This window comes from Palleronia pelagia (assembly GCF_900110115.1).
GTDB lineage: Bacteria > Pseudomonadota > Alphaproteobacteria > Rhodobacterales > Rhodobacteraceae > Palleronia > Palleronia pelagia.
Genome location: NZ_FOCM01000002.1, coordinates 302,884 through 318,044 on the forward strand (window position 1 = coordinate 302,884; position 15,161 = coordinate 318,044).

Here is a 15,161-nt window from a genome sequence, read left to right on the forward strand (position 1 = left end):
TGCCTTGGTCCCAGCCCGCCTAAGTTGATCTTCCAGCTTGAGTAGCGATTGGACCACGGCCTTGCAGATCTTCAGACACCCCGCCGCGGATGACGACACCGGCATCGCGGCTCTCGCCCCGCGCGGGACCGAGAAACTGGCGCGGGCGCGCGGCGACCTGCGCATGGGCCTGCCGGTCGTGGTGACCGACGGCGCGCGCTCTGCGCTTGTCGCGCTGGTCGAGCCCTTGTCGGACGCGCGCCTGGCCGCCCTGTCGTCGCTCGGCCCGGTCGAGCTGGCGCTGACCGATCACCGCGCCGTGGCCCTGGGCGCGCATCCCGCGCCGGGCACCGGCAGCATCATGCGGCTGCCGCTGGCCCGCGTCGGCACCGCGGCAGCCATCCGCACCATGGCGGGCGGCATGGCCACCCTGGCGCCCGTCACGCCCGTGCCGCCCGCGGCGGCCGAGCCCGGCTCGGACCTGCACGCCGCCGCCGTGGGGCTGGCCAAGGCCGAGGAACTGCTCCCGGCGGCCGTCGTGGTGCCGCTGGGCGCCGGGCGTGCCGAGGCCACGCGGCTTGGCCTTCTGACCATCGCCGCGGGTGACATCCTTGCCGCGCTCGGGACGTCGGCCTCGCACGGCCGCGTCAGCGCGGCGCCCCTGCCCACCGACAGCTCCGAGACCGGCCGCGTCCATGTCTTCCGGGCCGAGGGTGGCGGACGCGAACACTCGGCCGTCGAGGTCGGACAGCCGGATTTCTCGCAGCCCGTCCTCGTGCGCCTGCACTCGGCCTGTTTCACCGGCGACGTGCTGGGCAGCCGCAAGTGCGATTGCGGCCCGCAGTTGCGGGCAGCCATGACCACGATGGGCGACTCCGCGGGCGGCGTGCTGCTGTATCTCGACCAGGAGGGACGCGGCATCGGCCTGGCCAACAAGATGCGAGCCTATAACCTGCAGGATGCCGGGCTGGACACCGTCGACGCGAACCAGTGGCTGGGCTTCGACGACGACCAGCGCGACTTCCGCATCGGCGCGCAGATGCTGCACGCCCTTGGCATCTCGCGCGTGCGGCTGATGACCAACAACCCCGCCAAGATCGCCCGCCTGACCGAGCACGGCATCGACGTGGTCGAGCGCGTGCCTTTGCAGGTCGGACGCTCGGCGCTGAACGCGCACTACCTGGCGACGAAGGCGGCCCGGTCGGGGCACCTGCTGCCATGAACATGCACGCCACCGCGCTGTGGTGCGACGCACCGGGCGTCGTCAGTGCGCGCGCGGGCGCGGTGGGCGACGGCATCGCGGTCGGATCGCTTTATTCCGGGATCAGCCGCGGGACCGAGCGGCTCGTCTTCGAGGGCCGCGTTCCCGACAGCGAGGCGGGGCGCATGCGCGCGCCCGCACAAGAAGGCGATTTCCCCTTCCCGGTCAAATACGGCTACGCCGCCGTGGGCCGCGTGCTCGAAGGTCCGCGCGAGGGTCAGGAAGTCTTCGCGCTCTACCCGCACCAGACGCAATTCCGCCTGCCCGCCGAGGCGCTGACGCCCCTGCCCGACGGGCTGCCCGCCGACCGTGCCGTGCTGGGCGCAAACATGGAAACCGCGCTGAACATCCTGTGGGACAGCGGCGCGGGGGCCGGGGACAGGATCGCCGTGATCGGGGCCGGGCTGGTCGGCACGCTGACAGGCTACCTGGCCGCGCGTCTTCCGGGGGCCGAGGTCACGCTGGTCGACGTCAACGCGGACCGCGCGATGCCGGCCCGCACGCTCGACTGCGATTTCGCGAGCCCCGAGGCGGCCCCGCGTGATTGCGACGTCGTCATTCACACCTCGGCCACCGCCGACGGGCTGGCCTCTGCCATCGACTGCGCGGGGGTCGAGGCCGCCGTGGTCGAGGCCAGCTGGTACGGCAGCGGCACGGTCGCCGCCCCGCTGGGCGGCGCGTTCCACAGCCGCCGCCTGCGGATCATCGGCTCGCAGGTCGGGCAGGTGCCCCCGCACCGGCGCGCGCGCTGGGACTACGCCCGCCGCCTGGGCATGGCGCTGAACCTTCTGCGCGATCCGCGGCTCGATATCCTCATCTCGGGCGAGACGGCCTTCGCCGACCTGCCCGAACGGTATGGCGCGATCCTGGGCGACCCCGCGACCCTGTGCCACCGCGTCCGTTACGACCCAATTTAAGGAGCAACCATGTTCGCCGTCGAAGTCCGAGACCACATCATGATCGGCCATTCCCTGCCCTCGCCCGTATTCGGCCCCGCGCAGGGGATGCACGGGGCGACCTTCACCGTCGACGCCGCCTTCTTCACCGAAGACATCGACGAGCACGGCCTGGTCGTCGATATCGGCCTGGCCACCGAGGGGCTTTCGAAGGTGCTCGAGCCGCTGCGCTACCAGAACCTGGACGAGGTGCCCGAGTTCAAGGGCAAGTTCACCACGACCGAGTTCCTGTGCCGCCATATCTTCGACGGCATGGCCGAGTTCGTGAAGCAGGGACACCTGAAGGACGGCGGGCGGCTGCGCAAGCTGCGCATCCTGCTCCACGAAAGCCACGTGGCCCGCGCCTGGTACGAGGGCGAGGTCTAGACATGGGCTTTTCCGCCGACTGGCTGTCCCTGCGCGAGCCCGCCGACATGGCGGCGCGGGACGCGACGCTGCTGCGGCAGGCAGCCGAGGCGGCGGGCCCCGATCCGGTCGTGCTGGACCTGGGCTGCGGCACCGGCGCCACCGTGCGCGCTCTCGGGCCGCACCTGCCCGCATCCGCGAAATGGCACCTGGTGGACAACGACCCGGACCTTCTGCCCCACGCCGCGGCCGCTGCCGGCGACGGGGCGCAAACCCACGAGCTGGACCTGCAACGGCTCGAGGACCTACCGCTGGAGGACGTGACCATCGTGACCGCCTCGGCCCTGCTGGACCTCGCGTCCGAGGACTGGGTGCGCGCCCTCGCGGCGCGGCTGGACGTGCCGTTCTACGCCGCGCTGTCCTACGACGGGCACATGGGCTGGACCCCGCTCGACCCCGAAGACGCGGCGGTGACCGACACGTTCAATGCCGATCAGCAGACCGACAAGGGCTTCGGCATCGCCATGGGGCCAGAGGCGGGCGACCGCAGTGCCGCGGCTTTCGAGGCCGCCGGCTTCGACGTCCGGACCGCCCGCAGCCCGTGGCGGCTGGGCCCCGACGCCGCCGCGTTGCAGGCCGAGCTGGTGCGCGGCATCGCGGGGGCCGCCGGCGCGGGGGAATGGGGCCAGCGGCGCGTGGCCGCCGCCGGCACCGCCGAGTGCCGCGTGGGTCACATCGACCTGCTGGCCATACCCGGCGGAGGGGCGTGATGGAGCCGATCGAGGTCACCGAACGCGTCTGGGAGCGCCTACTTGCCGTGCGAGACGGACGGTTCTGCACCTGTTGCGGCAGCTGGTCCCCCGGTGAACGCGCGGCGCTTGCGCTCTACGGCCCGCTGGCCCGGCGCGACCTCGGCCCCATGACCGTCGCCCAGATCGGGCAATCGCTGGACGGGCGCGTGGCCACCGTCACGGGCGATGCACGCGATATCTCGGGGCCGGACGGTCTGGCCCATCTGCACCGGATGCGGGCGCTGGTCGACGGCGTGGTGATCGGGGTCGGCACCGCGCTGCACGACACGCCGCGCCTGACCGTGCGGCTGTGTCCCGGTCCCAGCCCCGTGCGCGCGGTCATCGACCCGCGCGGACGGTTGCCCAACGACGCTCCGCTCCTGCACTGCCAGGCCACGCGCCGCATCGTCATACAGGGCGTCGACCTGCCGCGGCCCGACGGGGTCGAGGTGGTCCGCCTTGCCGCGCCGGACGGTGCGTTCGACCCGGCCGAGATCCTGGCGGCGCTGCACGCCCTGGGCCTGCAATCCCTGTTGATCGAGGGCGGCGGCACGACCATTTCGCATTTCATCGAGGCCGGGTGCCTGACGCGCCTCCAGGTCTCGGTCGCGCCGCTGCTGATCGGCGGCGGGCAGCTGGGCCTGACCCTGCCCCACCCGACCGAGAAACTGTCCGACGCGCTGCGTCCCGAAACGCGCGTGTTCTCGCTGGGATCGGACGTGGTCTTCGATTGTGCGCTGGCGCCCGACGCGCAGGCCGCACTGGACCCGGTCCACGCCAAGCCGCGCCGCGTCGCCGGAAGCTGACCCGGCGGGTCAGGCCGGGGTTGGTCTGCGCAGCAGCAGCACCACTACGCCGGGCAGCGCCGACGCGATCAGGAGCAGCCCGAAGGTGACGCTCGCCGCGAGCCCCGCGCTGGCCGACAACCCCGCCAGCGGGAACAGCACCGCAGCCGCCCCTTCGCGCAATCCCCACCCGCTGATGGAAAGCGGGATGAGCATGGAAAGCAGGATCAGCGGCACCAGCGTTAGCGTCTCGATGGGCCCAAGTCCGGCCCCCACCGCCCGCGCGGCCAGCGCGAAGCCCGCGAGGTTGCACAGCGCGGTGCCAAAGCTCAGGATCAGCTGCGCGCGGAGCACCTGCGGCGCCAGCAGCGCGTGCGCCACGGGTCGCCAGATGGCGCGTGCGCGGTCGTTTCGGCGCGCGAGCCAGGCCAGCCCGGGCGGCACGAGGGCCGCGGCCAGAAGGCCCAGCGCGATGGCTACGGCCAGCCAGCCGGGCCAGTCGACCCGGCCCGGCACGACAAGGGTCGCGGCGAAGCCGACGGCCAGGCACAGGAACAGGCCCACCTGCCCCGCCAGGCGTTCGATCACCACCGACTGCCCCGCCGCCCACATGCCCGCCTGGTCGCGCGCCCGCACCGCCCGGCGCGCGTCGCCCAGAACGCCGCCGGGGATCGACTGGTTCAGAAGCTGCGCCTCGAGGTATTCCGACAGCGCGCGGCCCCGGCTCATGCCAATGCCCAGCTGCGCGGCGGTCAGGCGCCAGCGCAGGGCCGACAGCACGGTCTGGGTCACCAGCGCGATCCAGGCGGCGAGCAGCCAGCCGGGCTGCGCCTGCCAAAGCCGATCCAGCGCCTCGCCCCCGCCGGCATAACGCCAGAGCAGCCCCAGCAGCAGAACCGCCACCGCGACCTGCGCCACGCGCCGCAACCATCCGGGCAAGCGCGGCACGCTCAGCCCCCCAGGGGAACGGCGGCCAGGCCGCTTGTGAACGCGCCGATCAGACGGTCGCGCATCCGGTCCATGCCAATCACGGGCGTGTCCGGCGCCGGGATCAGGCCGGGCCGCCAGCCCCAGTCCCGCACCTGCGCCACGAGCTCCGGGGGACCGATAACGTGAACCGGCACATCGCTGCGATCGTCCAGCGCCACGAAATCGGCGGCCTGGTGGTCGCCCGTCACGATCATCAGCGGCGGGTCGTCGGCGTGGCGCGCGGCATAGTCGATCACGTTGGACAGCGCGTAGTCGACCGCCCGGCGATACTGCTCGCGGACCCGGTCGCGATCGCGCCAGACCTCTTCCGGCGTCGGGGCCCCCTCGACCATCGACTGGAAAATGCGCCCGTCGCCGATGGCGTCCCACTCCACCAGTTCGGGCACCGGCACCCAGGGCGCGTGCGACGACCCGGTGGCGAGCTGGGCGAAGACCGGCTGGTCGATGGGATCCCGCACCAGCCGGTCCAGCGCGGCGAAGGTGAACTGGTCGGGCATGGTCACCCAGTTGAAGGCCGGACCCTCATAGCCCAGGTCGGCGGCGGCCAGGATGGTATCGAAGCCCATGACGGCGGACTCGGGCCAGTCCAGCGTGATCTGCGGCATGACGGCGGCGGTGTGGAACCCCGAGCGGGCGGCCAGGTGGAACAGCGTCTCGCGCCCCGAGGCGAGCACGGCGGAATACTTGGTCTGGCCGTTCACCCACAGCCCGTTGGCGAAGGTCGCATGCGACAGCCAGCTCTGCCCGCCCTGCGTCGGCGCCGACACGAAGCCCGAGGCCATGGCTAGCCCCGCCGCCTCCAACCGCCGGGCCCCGTCGCGCAAGGTCTGGCGGTGCGTCGCGGCATAGAGATCCGTATCGAGGCTGGCCCGGCCATAGCTTTCGACGAAGACCAGCAGCACGTCGCGGTCGATCAGGTCGAACAGATCGTCGCGCTCGGCCATGGGATCGCGCAGTGCGGCGATGCGGAAATCGCGCAGCTCGGCCAGCGTGCGCCGCGCCAGCCCGACGCGTTCCACCGCGACCCGGGCGGTGAAAGCGGCGCCAGGCGGATCGACGGGCAGCCGCCAGCGGCCCATGGTCTGCCCGATCTCGCCCACCGCGACGCCGGCAGCGGCGATCGCGGCCACACCCGCGGCCCCGCGCGCCAGCATGGGCGGCTGCACCCGCGCCCAGACGCCGGTGGCCCACCAGGTGGCGCGCACCACCAATGCGGTGGCGATCACCGCACCGACCGCCGCCAGGATCGCCGGAACAAGGCCGATGGCGCCCGACAGCAGCCGGAACCCGGCGCCGACCAGCACGATATCGGCCACCGGGTTGAACCCGCGCCCCAGCGCCGTGAAGAAGGCGAAATCCGCAGCCTTCAGGACCGCGAGCAGGCAGAGCAGCACCGTCACCGCCAACCGCAAGACGAACGCCACCCGCCCCGAGGCCGCGATCAGGGCGAGCAGGATGGCAGGAAGCTCCAGCGGAAACAGGAACAGCGCCTGCCACGTCATCGCGCCGGGATGGTTGGGCTGGATCAGGAGCAGGTGAAGAAGAAGGGCCGACAGCAGCAGCAGGACGGGCCCCACAAGGCGCCCCGGGCTCACCCTGCGCGCCTGCGCCAGAGCCAGTGGATGTCGCGGCCGAAAGACCAGGCCAGCGCCAGCACCGCGATACCCACCGCCAGGGTGGCGAGCGTCGGGGAGATCGCGGGCACCTGCACCACGATCAGCGCCGCGATCTGGAGCACGCAGCCGGCCTTGCGCCCCAGCCGCTGCGGCAGCGGCCGCGCCATCCACGGCATCATCCAGCCCGCGACGAGAAACAGGTAATGCGGCGCGCCGAGGATCAGGACCAGCGGTCCGGCCTGCCCGGCGGCAAGCGCGTTCAGCGCCAGAAGCGCGGCAAGGGCCGAGTCCACCTCCATGTCGAAGCGGGCGCCGAAATCGGAGCACAGGTTCTGCCGGCGCGCGAGCCACCCGTCGACCCCGTCAAGCGACAGCGCCACAACGGCAAGCGCGGTCACCGCCCAGCCGCTGGCGCCGGGATCAATGATCGGCACGATCAGTGCGGCGGCCATGCCCATACGCGCCAGGGTGACAAGGTTGCACCAGCCCAGCGCGTCGTGGGGATAGGCCATTTGGATCCGGTAGCCGACGAAGGCGCAGGCGGCGAGATACACGACCGTGGCGCCCCCCGTCGCGCCCGTGTCCCCCTGCATGAGCCACGTCGCCAGCAGCGCCACGCCCCAAGCGCCCAGCAGCGCGGCGGCGGCAAAGCGCCACGCCGGGGCGGTCACCGCACGGGTACGCGCAATGGCCGGGGGCGGCGAGGAAAAATCCGTGTGTAACAGGCTCATGAATGATAGGTTAGCGCAAAGCGGGCGGGGTCAAGTGCCGCCCAACGGCACTGCCGCAAGGGCCCTGCCCGTCGGCGTAGAACCGCGAGGATCGCCATGAGCCGGACGCCCCAAGGATACGCGACCACCGCACGCCTGTTTCACTGGATCATGGCCCTTCTGGTCATCGCCATGATCGTCGCGGGCTGGCTCATGGTGCAGGAGGGGCTGAGCCGCACCGTGCAGAACCGGCTCTTCATCTTTCACAAGAACGTGGGTGTGCTGGTGGGGCTGCTCGCCGTGCTGCGCATCGCCTACCGCCTGCTCACCCCGACGCCGCCCCTGCCCGCGCACCTGCCCGCCTGGCAGGCCCGCGCGGCGGCGGCCAGCCACACCGCGCTTTATATCCTGCTGATCGTCATGCCGGTGGCGGGCTACGTGCGGGTGATCGCCGGCGGCTTCCCGATCGAGGCGCTGAACGCAGTGAACGCGCCCTTCCTTGTCCCCAAGTCCGAGGCGCTGGCCGACACCGCCAAGGCGGTGCATTTCTACGGCGCATGGGCGATCAGCCTGATCCTGGGGGTGCATGTGCTTGCCGCCCTCCAGCATGGCCTGCTGAAGCGCGACGGCGTGTTTTCCCGCATGTGGCCGCCGGTTGCGCCGAAATCGCGCTGAGGCGGGTCAGCCGAACCGCGTGGACAGGTGGCGCAGATACGCATCCTCGGGCGCGCCATTGGCCCCCGCGTCGCGCATAATCTCGGCGCGGATCCTGGACCGGCCGTGCCGCCAGACATGCCGCCCCAACGCGGCGCGCAAGGGCGCGTAGTCGGCATCGGACAACCCGGCCGCCACCTCGGGATCGCGCGACAACGTCTCGAACAGGTGCGCCGCCGTCATGTTTCCGATGGTGTAGGTCGGGAACGACCCGAAATAGCCGTGTGACCAATGCACGTCCTGCAGGCAGCCCTGCCCGTCATCCGGCACGTCGAGCCCCAGGTCGTCGCGCATGGCGGCGTTCCATGCCTCGGGCAGGTCGGCGACGGCAAGGCTGCCGTCGAGCAGCGCCATTTCCAGCCGCACGCGCAGCATGATGTGCAGGTCATAGGTCAGCTCGTCGGCCTGGATCCGGATGAACCCCGGCCGGGGCGAATTGATCGCCGCCAGCCATTCCTCGAGCGACACGTCCGACAACTGGTCGGGAAAGGCGTCGCGCAACAGGCCGAAATGGGCCTGCCAGAAGGCCGGCGCGCGGCCCACGTGGTTCTCGATCAGGCGCGACTGGCTTTCGTGCATCCCGAAGCTGGTGCCGCCCACGGCGTAGAGACCCGGCAGGTCGGTGGCCAGCGGTCCGCGCGCGAGGTCCGGGTCGATGCCTTGCTCGTAGAGCCCGTGACCGACTTCGTGCAGCGTGCCGAAGATCGCCATGGGCAGGTAGGTCTCCTCCCACCGGGCGGTGATCCGCACGTCCGCATGGGTCTGGCTGATCTCGAACGGGTGCACCGTGGTATCGAGCCGCCCTCGTGTGAAGTCGAAGCCCACGCGCGCCGCGAGATCGCGGCAGAGTGCCTGCTGCGCGGCGGCGGGGAAGTGGCGCGACAGGAAATCGGTGCGCGGCCGGGGTCGCCCGCGCGCCGCGTCGAGGATGGGCAGGATCCCGTCGCGCAGCCGGTCGAACAGGGCCGCGATGCTTGCCGCCGTCTCACCCGGCTCGAACAGCGCGACCCAGGGGTCATAAGGATGCGCGTCGAAGCCCAGCGCATCGGACTGCGCGCGGGCAAGCTCGATGCTGCGGGCGAGATAGGGCTGGAACACCGTGAAATCGGCATCGCGGCGCGCGGCCACCCACGCGGCATTGGCGCTGGCCGCCTGCTCGGCCTGGGCCTGCAACAGGTCGGCGGGAATGCGGGCGTGGTGGCTGCGCGCCTCGACCATGGCGCGGGCCGCGCGGCGCTCGGTCTCGGTCGTGGCCGTGTCAACCGCTGCGTCGGTGGCGCGGGCCATCTCGGGCGACAGGATCAGCTCGCGTGCCATGCCCTTCAGGGTCGCGATCTGCTGGCCGCGGCTGGCGGCGGCGGCGGCCGGCATCATCACCCGCGAGTCCCATTGCAGCGCGTTCACCGCGCACAGAAGGTCGTTCACCCGACCCGACAGCGTTGCGAAATCATTCATGCCGCGGCGCGCGCCCCGGTCCCGCCGTCGTTCAGGTGGCAGGCGACCTGCCCCGTGGGCGCGTTGGTCAGCCGGGGCACCTCGGCCTTGCAGCGCGGGCCGGCGAACGGGCAACGCGGATGGAAGGCGCAACCGTTTGGCGGGTTCAGCGGCGACGGGATCTCGCCTTTGATGGGCTGGAAGGCCGCCCGCCCGGTGCCCAGAGTGGGCACGGACGCGAACAGCGCCTTGGTGTAGGGGTGCTGCGGCGCCTCGTACAAATCCTCGGCCTTGGCCAGTTCGACCACGCGGCCCAGATACATGATCGCCACGCGGTCGCAGACATGGCGCACGACGCTCAGGTCGTGGCTGATGAACAGCGCGGTCAGGTCCAGCTCGCGTCGCAGGTCGAGGAACAGGTTCAGCACCTGCGCCTGGATCGAAACATCGAGCGAGGCGACGGCCTCGTCCAGCACCAGCAGGTCCGGCTCCATGGCAAGCGCGCGGGCGATCGCGATGCGCTGCCGCTGCCCGCCCGAGAACTGGTGTGGCAGCCGCGTTGCATAGCCGCCATCGAGCCCCACCTGCGCCAGCAGCGCGCGCACCCGCTCGGGCGCCTCGGCCGCGGTCCACAGCCCGTGGAGGCGCGGCCCCTCGGAAATGGTCTCGCCCACTTTCATGCGGGGATCGAGGCTGGCGAAGGGATCCTGGTGGATCATCTGCACCGCCGTTGTCAGCTTGCGTGCATCGCCGCCGACATCGCGCGCGACGGGCTTGCCGGCAAGGGTCACGGCGCCGTCGCTGGGGGAATAGATCCCCGACACGATCCGCCCGAGCGTGGACTTGCCGCACCCGCTTTCGCCCACGAGCCCCAGCACTTCTCCCCGTTCCACACGCAAATCGATCCCGGTCAGCGCATGCACCACCTCGGCCGAGTTGCGCCCGGTCAGGCGGTCGGCGGCGCGGCCCAGCAGGCCGGGCGTGCGGCTGAACCGTTTCGACACGGCATCGACGCGCAGAAGGCTCATGGCGCGGGCTCCTCGATCGGGTGATGGCAGAGCGCGGTGTGGTCCTTGCCGATCAATGGCGGGTCGGTCCGGCACAGCTCCGACGCGCGGGAACAGCGGGGCCGGAAGGCGCAGCCCGTGGGCAGGTCGGCCAGCTGCGGTGTCGAGCCGGGGATCTGCGGCAGCGCCTCGCCCGGTTGGCCGCGCGACGGCACGCTGTCGATCAGGCCCCTGGTGTAGGGGTGGCGCGGATGGCCGATCACCTGCTCGGCCGTGCCGCTTTCCACGATGCGGCCCGCGTACATGACGCAGATATCGTCGGCCAGCGACGACACCACCGCCAGGTCGTGGGTGATCCAGACGATGGCGGTGCCGGTCTCGTCGGCCAGCCGCCGGACCTCGGCCAGGATCTGACCCTGGATCGACACGTCAAGCGCGGTGGTCGGCTCGTCCGCGATGATGACCGAGGGGCGGTGCAGCAGCGCCGTGGCGATGGCGACCCGCTGGCGCATCCCGCCCGAAAGCTGGTGGGGATAGGCGCGCAGCCGTTCGGCGGGCGCCGGGATGCCCACGGTCTCGAGCGCCACGCGCGCGCGGTCCCACGCGGCCCGTTTCGACACGCGGTCGTGCACGCGCACGGCCATGGCCATCTGGTCGCCCACCCGCAGAACCGGGTTCAGAGTCATCATCGGGTCCTGGAACACCATCGAGACCTTGCGCCCGCGCATGCGGCGCAGCTGGTCGGGCGACATGGCGCGCAGGTCGTCGCCGTCGATCCGGACCTCGCCCGCCGCGATCTCGCCCGGGCTGTCGATGAGCCCGAGGATCGAGAAGCCGGTCACGCTCTTGCCCGAGCCGCTTTCGCCGACAAGGCCCAGGATGCGCCCCGGCTCGACCGCGAAGCTCACGTCGTTGACGGCCGTCACGGTGGCGCCCCGGGTTTCGAACCGGGTGGTCAGGCCCCGGACGTCCAGTGCGGCGGTCATCGCTGGTTCTTCGGGTCCAGGACGTGACGCACCTGATCGCCCACCAGGTTGATGGCGACCACGGTGATCATCAGGAAGATGCCGGGATAGATCGAAAGCCATGTGCGGTCCGTGTGGATGTATTTGAAACCGTTGGAGATGAGCGAGCCCAGCGACGGCTCGGTCAGGGGAAGGCCCACGCCGAGAAAGCTGAGCGTCGCTTCGAGCGCGATGGCGCTGGCGACCTGGACCGTCGCCACCACGATCAGCGGCGGCAGCACGTTCGGAAGCAGGTGGCGGAACAGCACCCGGCGGGTCGGCAACGGGGTCGAGCGGGCGGCCTCGATATAATCCTTGCCGCGCTCGACCGTGGCCGCGCCATGGGTGGTGCGGGCGAAATAGGCGTATTGCGCCACCACCAGCGCCAGGATGATCTGCCCGACCCCCTGCCCCAGCATGGCGACCAGCACCAGCGCCAGCAGGATCGCGGGCATCGACAGCTGCAGGTCCACGATCCGCATCAGCAGGCTTTCCAGCCGCCCACCGAAATAGGCCGCGCTGAGCCCCACGCAGATCCCCGCCATCAGCGCCAGCGCCCCGGCGCTGAGCCCGATCACGAAAGACGTGCGCAGGCCGTATAGGATGGCCGACAGCATGTCGCGCCCGGCATTGTCAGTGCCCAGCAGGTGGGTGTAGCCGCCCGAGCCCTCGGTGCCCGGCGGCAGGAACGCGTCGAGCCAGTCGAGCGCGGCCATGTCGTAGGGGTCCTGCGGCGCGACCAGCGGCGCGCCGAAGCTGAGCGCGGCCAGCAGCACCACGACGGCCAGCGACAGCAAGGCGATGGGCGAGCGGCGGTAGTCGGACCAGAAGTCGCGCAACCGGCTGGCCCGCGTCTCGGCCGGCGCGGCCGAGGCCGTGGCCGTGACGTTGCCTTCGGGCGTCAGGGTATCGGACATCAGCTGCCCCCTTTCAGACGCACCCGCGGGTCAAGCCGGGCATAGACCAGGTCCACGGTCAGGTTGATCAGGACGAACAGGATCACCACCAGCACGAGATACGTCACCATGACCGGCCGGTCGAGTTGCAGGATCGAGTCGATGATGAGCTTGCCGACGCCGGGCCAGGTGAACACGCTTTCGGTCACCACGGCGAAGGCCAGCGTCGATCCGAGCTCAAGCCCGAACACCGTGACGATGGGGATCGAGATGTTGCGCAGGACGTGGCTGAAGATGATCTCGCGATCCGTCAGCCCCTGTGCGCGGGCGAATTTCACGTAGTCGGTGCGCATCGCCTCGACCATGCCGGCGCGGGTCAGGCGGATCATCAGGCCCATCTTGAACAGCGACAGGTTCAGCGCGGGCATGATCACGTGGCTCCACCCGTCGAGCGTGGCGAGCGAGGTGGGGATGCCCAGCAATGATCCCACGTCTCCGCGCCCGCCCGATGGCAGCACGCCCAGGTTCACCGCGAAGGTCATGATCAGCAGCATGCCGATCCAGAAGGTCGGCACCGAAAAGCCCAGCACCGACAGCGCCATGATCAGCTTGGCCGCCACGCTGTCGGGGCGATAGCCGGCGTAAAGCCCGGCGGGGATGCCGATGAAGGTCGCGATGCAGACCGACACGAACACCAGCTCCAGCGTCGCGGGCAGGCGCGAGAACACCAGGTCCACCACGGGAATGTTGTAGACCATCGAGGTGCCCATATCGCCCTGGGCCACGTTGGCGAGGAAGGTGAAATATTGCCGCCACAGCGGCTGGTCGAGCCCGTATTGCGCGATCAGCTTCTCGCGGATCTCGGCGGTCGCGCCGGGATCGATCATCACGTCGATCGGGTTGCCGATGGCATAGACGCCGGTGAAGACGATGATCGACATGGCGAAGACCACGACGACAGCCTGGGCGAGCCTGCGGATGAGATAGCCGAGCATGCGGGGGGTCCCTGTCGCGTGGGGCGGTCTTCGGGGGAATGGCCGGGGCGGCAGGAGCCGCCCCGGCCCGTCAGGTCGGGAACGCGGGCCTTACTCGGCCGGCGTGATCTCGTAGGCGCGGGTTTCCTGATCGACGCGCGGGGCGAAGTCCAGCGTGTCGGCATCCGCCGCCCAGACCGTCTGAAGGATCACGGTCGGGATGAGCGCGCGGTCCTCCATGGCGATCTCCGACGCCTGCTCATAAAGCGCCCGGCGCTCTTCGGCTTCGAGGGTCTGGGTGCCCTGCTGGAAGACCTCGTCGAACTCGGGGTTCGAATAGCCGGTCCGGTTGAAGTTGCCGAAGCCCAGCTCGTCGTCCTTCGAGTGGATCATCGCGCCATAGGTATAGGCAGCCTCGCCCGTCAGGGTGCCCCAGGCCGACATCGCCATGGTGTATTCCTCGCGCGCGGCGGCGGGGAAGAACACGGTGCCGTTCAGCGCCTGCGCATTGACCGTCAGGCCCAGCCGCGACCACATCTGCGCCAGCGCCTCGCAGACCACGGCGTCACCCGGCACGCGGTTGTTGGTGCAGGTGAAATCCACCTCGAACCCGTCCGGGTAGCCCGCCTCGGCCAGAAGGGCCTTGGCCTGCTCGATGTCGTAGGGGCGCGCACCGATGTCGTCGGAATAGCCGAAGAAGCCCTCGGGCATCAGCTGCGTGGCGGGGGTGCCCAGACCTTCGAGCACCACGTCGACCAGCACGTCGCGGTTGATGGCCAGGTCCAGAGCCTGGCGCACGCGCTTGTCCTGCAGCGGGTTGCCGTCGACCTCTTCGCCGTTGACGGTGATCGGCTGCGGCTCCTCGTCCTTCACGTTGGGCTGGACGTTCAGGATGTAGACCGAGTCCGACACGAAGGTCTCGATGTCGCCGTCGTTCTGCATGGCCAGGTAGTCGCTGGCCGGGACGTAGTTGATCAGGTCGACCTCGCCCGAGCGCAGCGCGGCCACGCGGGCGGCGTCGTCCGGGATTTCCTTGCGCACCACACGCTCCCACGCAGGCGTCTCGCCCCAGTAGTCGTCGTAGCGCTCGAGCACGAGGTCGCCCTTGGGCTCCCAGCTGACGAAGGTGAAGGGCCCAGTGCCGATGGCAGCCTCGCCCGAGTTGAACTCCTCGTTGCCCTGCTCCATGCCCGTCTCGGACGGCACGACGAAAAGGCGCGTGAAGTCGTTGGGCAGCGCGGGGGCGATGCCCTTGGTGTTCACGCGAAGCGTCAGGTCGTCGACCACTTCGACGGTGTCCACGTACTTGGTGTAAAGGGTCATCGACATCGGGCCGGTGACCTCGGGGATCCGCTCGATCGAGAATTTCACGTCCTCGGCGGTGAAGGGCGAGCCGTCGTGGAAGGTGACGCCCTCGCGCAGCTTGAATTCCCAGGTGGTGTCGTCGATCGGCTCCCAACTGACCGCAAGGCCCGGCTTCAGCTGAAGGGTGTCGTCCACGTCCACCAGCGTATCGAACACGTGGCGCAGGGCCTCGGCCTGGCTGCCCAGGGTCGACCAGTGCGGGTCGATGGAGTCCGGACCGGCGCGCAGACCGATGGTCAGCTCCTGCGCGGCCAGGGGCGCGGCGGCCAGCAAGGCCGCGGCGGCGACAGCGGATTTGAGAAGGTGTTTGGTCATGGCGACTCCCGGTCGGACT

Annotated in this window: 15 protein-coding genes; 6 read left to right on the forward strand and 9 right to left on the reverse strand. The window is 70.5% G+C overall.

What is annotated here, in order from left to right; translation table 11 throughout:
* The first annotated feature begins 61 nt into the window (after positions 1–61).
* The 5 genes from ribA to BMX96_RS05750 are packed head-to-tail and all read left to right on the forward strand — an operon-like array spanning position 62 to position 4,138.
* On the forward strand, positions 62–1,201 hold the full coding sequence (gene ribA, locus BMX96_RS05730; protein WP_330220631.1) for a GTP cyclohydrolase II: 1,140 nt from the start codon (positions 62–64) through the stop codon (positions 1,199–1,201).
* Positions 1,198–2,157, forward strand: coding sequence for a zinc-dependent alcohol dehydrogenase (locus BMX96_RS05735; RefSeq protein WP_236736977.1), 960 nt, complete (start codon positions 1,198–1,200; stop codon positions 2,155–2,157). Before ribA ends, BMX96_RS05735 begins: the two co-directional genes overlap by 4 nt.
* 9 nt (positions 2,158–2,166) lie before the next feature.
* Positions 2,167–2,562 (forward strand): 6-pyruvoyl trahydropterin synthase family protein, encoded by a 396-nt coding sequence (locus BMX96_RS05740; RefSeq protein WP_073130264.1) that lies wholly within the window; start codon positions 2,167–2,169, stop codon positions 2,560–2,562.
* 2 nt (positions 2,563–2,564) lie between these two features.
* The gene (locus tag BMX96_RS05745) at positions 2,565–3,311 is read left to right on the forward strand and encodes a class I SAM-dependent methyltransferase (RefSeq protein ID WP_091844640.1); all 747 of its coding nucleotides are present in this window, start codon (positions 2,565–2,567) and stop codon (positions 3,309–3,311) included.
* Complete coding sequence (locus BMX96_RS05750) at positions 3,311–4,138, forward strand: RibD family protein (RefSeq protein ID WP_091844641.1); 828 nt, start codon at positions 3,311–3,313, stop codon at positions 4,136–4,138. The genes BMX96_RS05745 and BMX96_RS05750 overlap by 1 nt, the downstream gene beginning before the upstream one ends.
* Before the next feature lie 9 nt (positions 4,139–4,147).
* Here BMX96_RS05750 and BMX96_RS05755 read toward each other — a convergent pair whose 3' ends face one another.
* From BMX96_RS05755 to BMX96_RS05765, 3 genes are read right to left on the reverse strand one after another with little or no spacing between them, the layout of a single operon-like run.
* Positions 4,148–5,065: a lysylphosphatidylglycerol synthase transmembrane domain-containing protein gene (locus BMX96_RS05755; RefSeq protein WP_236736978.1), complete on the reverse strand. Its 918-nt coding sequence runs from the start codon at positions 5,063–5,065 to the stop codon at positions 4,148–4,150.
* A 2-nt stretch (positions 5,066–5,067) separates the two neighbouring features.
* Positions 5,068–6,702 (reverse strand): sulfatase-like hydrolase/transferase, encoded by a 1,635-nt coding sequence (locus tag BMX96_RS05760; protein ID WP_236736979.1) that lies wholly within the window; start codon positions 6,700–6,702, stop codon positions 5,068–5,070.
* Positions 6,699–7,454 (reverse strand): CDP-alcohol phosphatidyltransferase family protein, encoded by a 756-nt coding sequence (locus BMX96_RS05765; protein ID WP_236736980.1) that lies wholly within the window; start codon positions 7,452–7,454, stop codon positions 6,699–6,701. Before BMX96_RS05765 ends, BMX96_RS05760 begins: the two co-directional genes overlap by 4 nt.
* Positions 7,455–7,550: 96 nt before the next feature.
* Here BMX96_RS05765 and BMX96_RS05770 point away from each other — a divergent pair, with 96 nt between their 5' ends.
* On the forward strand, positions 7,551–8,108 hold the full coding sequence (locus tag BMX96_RS05770) for a cytochrome b (RefSeq protein ID WP_073130274.1): 558 nt from the start codon (positions 7,551–7,553) through the stop codon (positions 8,106–8,108).
* Positions 8,109–8,114: 6 nt separating this feature from the next.
* Here BMX96_RS05770 and BMX96_RS05775 read toward each other — a convergent pair whose 3' ends face one another.
* From BMX96_RS05775 to BMX96_RS05800, 6 genes are all read right to left on the reverse strand, one after another.
* Positions 8,115–9,602: a carboxypeptidase M32 gene (locus tag BMX96_RS05775; protein ID WP_091844642.1), complete on the reverse strand. Its 1,488-nt coding sequence runs from the start codon at positions 9,600–9,602 to the stop codon at positions 8,115–8,117.
* The gene (locus BMX96_RS05780) at positions 9,599–10,609 is read right to left on the reverse strand and encodes an ABC transporter ATP-binding protein (RefSeq protein ID WP_091844643.1); all 1,011 of its coding nucleotides are present in this window, start codon (positions 10,607–10,609) and stop codon (positions 9,599–9,601) included. Before BMX96_RS05780 ends, BMX96_RS05775 begins: the two co-directional genes overlap by 4 nt.
* Complete coding sequence (locus tag BMX96_RS05785; RefSeq protein WP_073130284.1) at positions 10,606–11,574, reverse strand: ABC transporter ATP-binding protein; 969 nt, start codon at positions 11,572–11,574, stop codon at positions 10,606–10,608. Before BMX96_RS05785 ends, BMX96_RS05780 begins: the two co-directional genes overlap by 4 nt.
* Positions 11,571–12,509, reverse strand: coding sequence for an ABC transporter permease (locus BMX96_RS05790; protein ID WP_091844644.1), 939 nt, complete (start codon positions 12,507–12,509; stop codon positions 11,571–11,573). The genes BMX96_RS05785 and BMX96_RS05790 overlap by 4 nt, the downstream gene beginning before the upstream one ends.
* On the reverse strand, positions 12,509–13,483 hold the full coding sequence (locus tag BMX96_RS05795; RefSeq protein WP_073130290.1) for an ABC transporter permease: 975 nt from the start codon (positions 13,481–13,483) through the stop codon (positions 12,509–12,511). Before BMX96_RS05795 ends, BMX96_RS05790 begins: the two co-directional genes overlap by 1 nt.
* Positions 13,484–13,573: 90 nt before the next feature.
* Positions 13,574–15,142: an ABC transporter substrate-binding protein gene (locus BMX96_RS05800; protein WP_091844645.1), complete on the reverse strand. Its 1,569-nt coding sequence runs from the start codon at positions 15,140–15,142 to the stop codon at positions 13,574–13,576.
* Between the last annotated feature and the right edge of the window lie 19 nt (positions 15,143–15,161).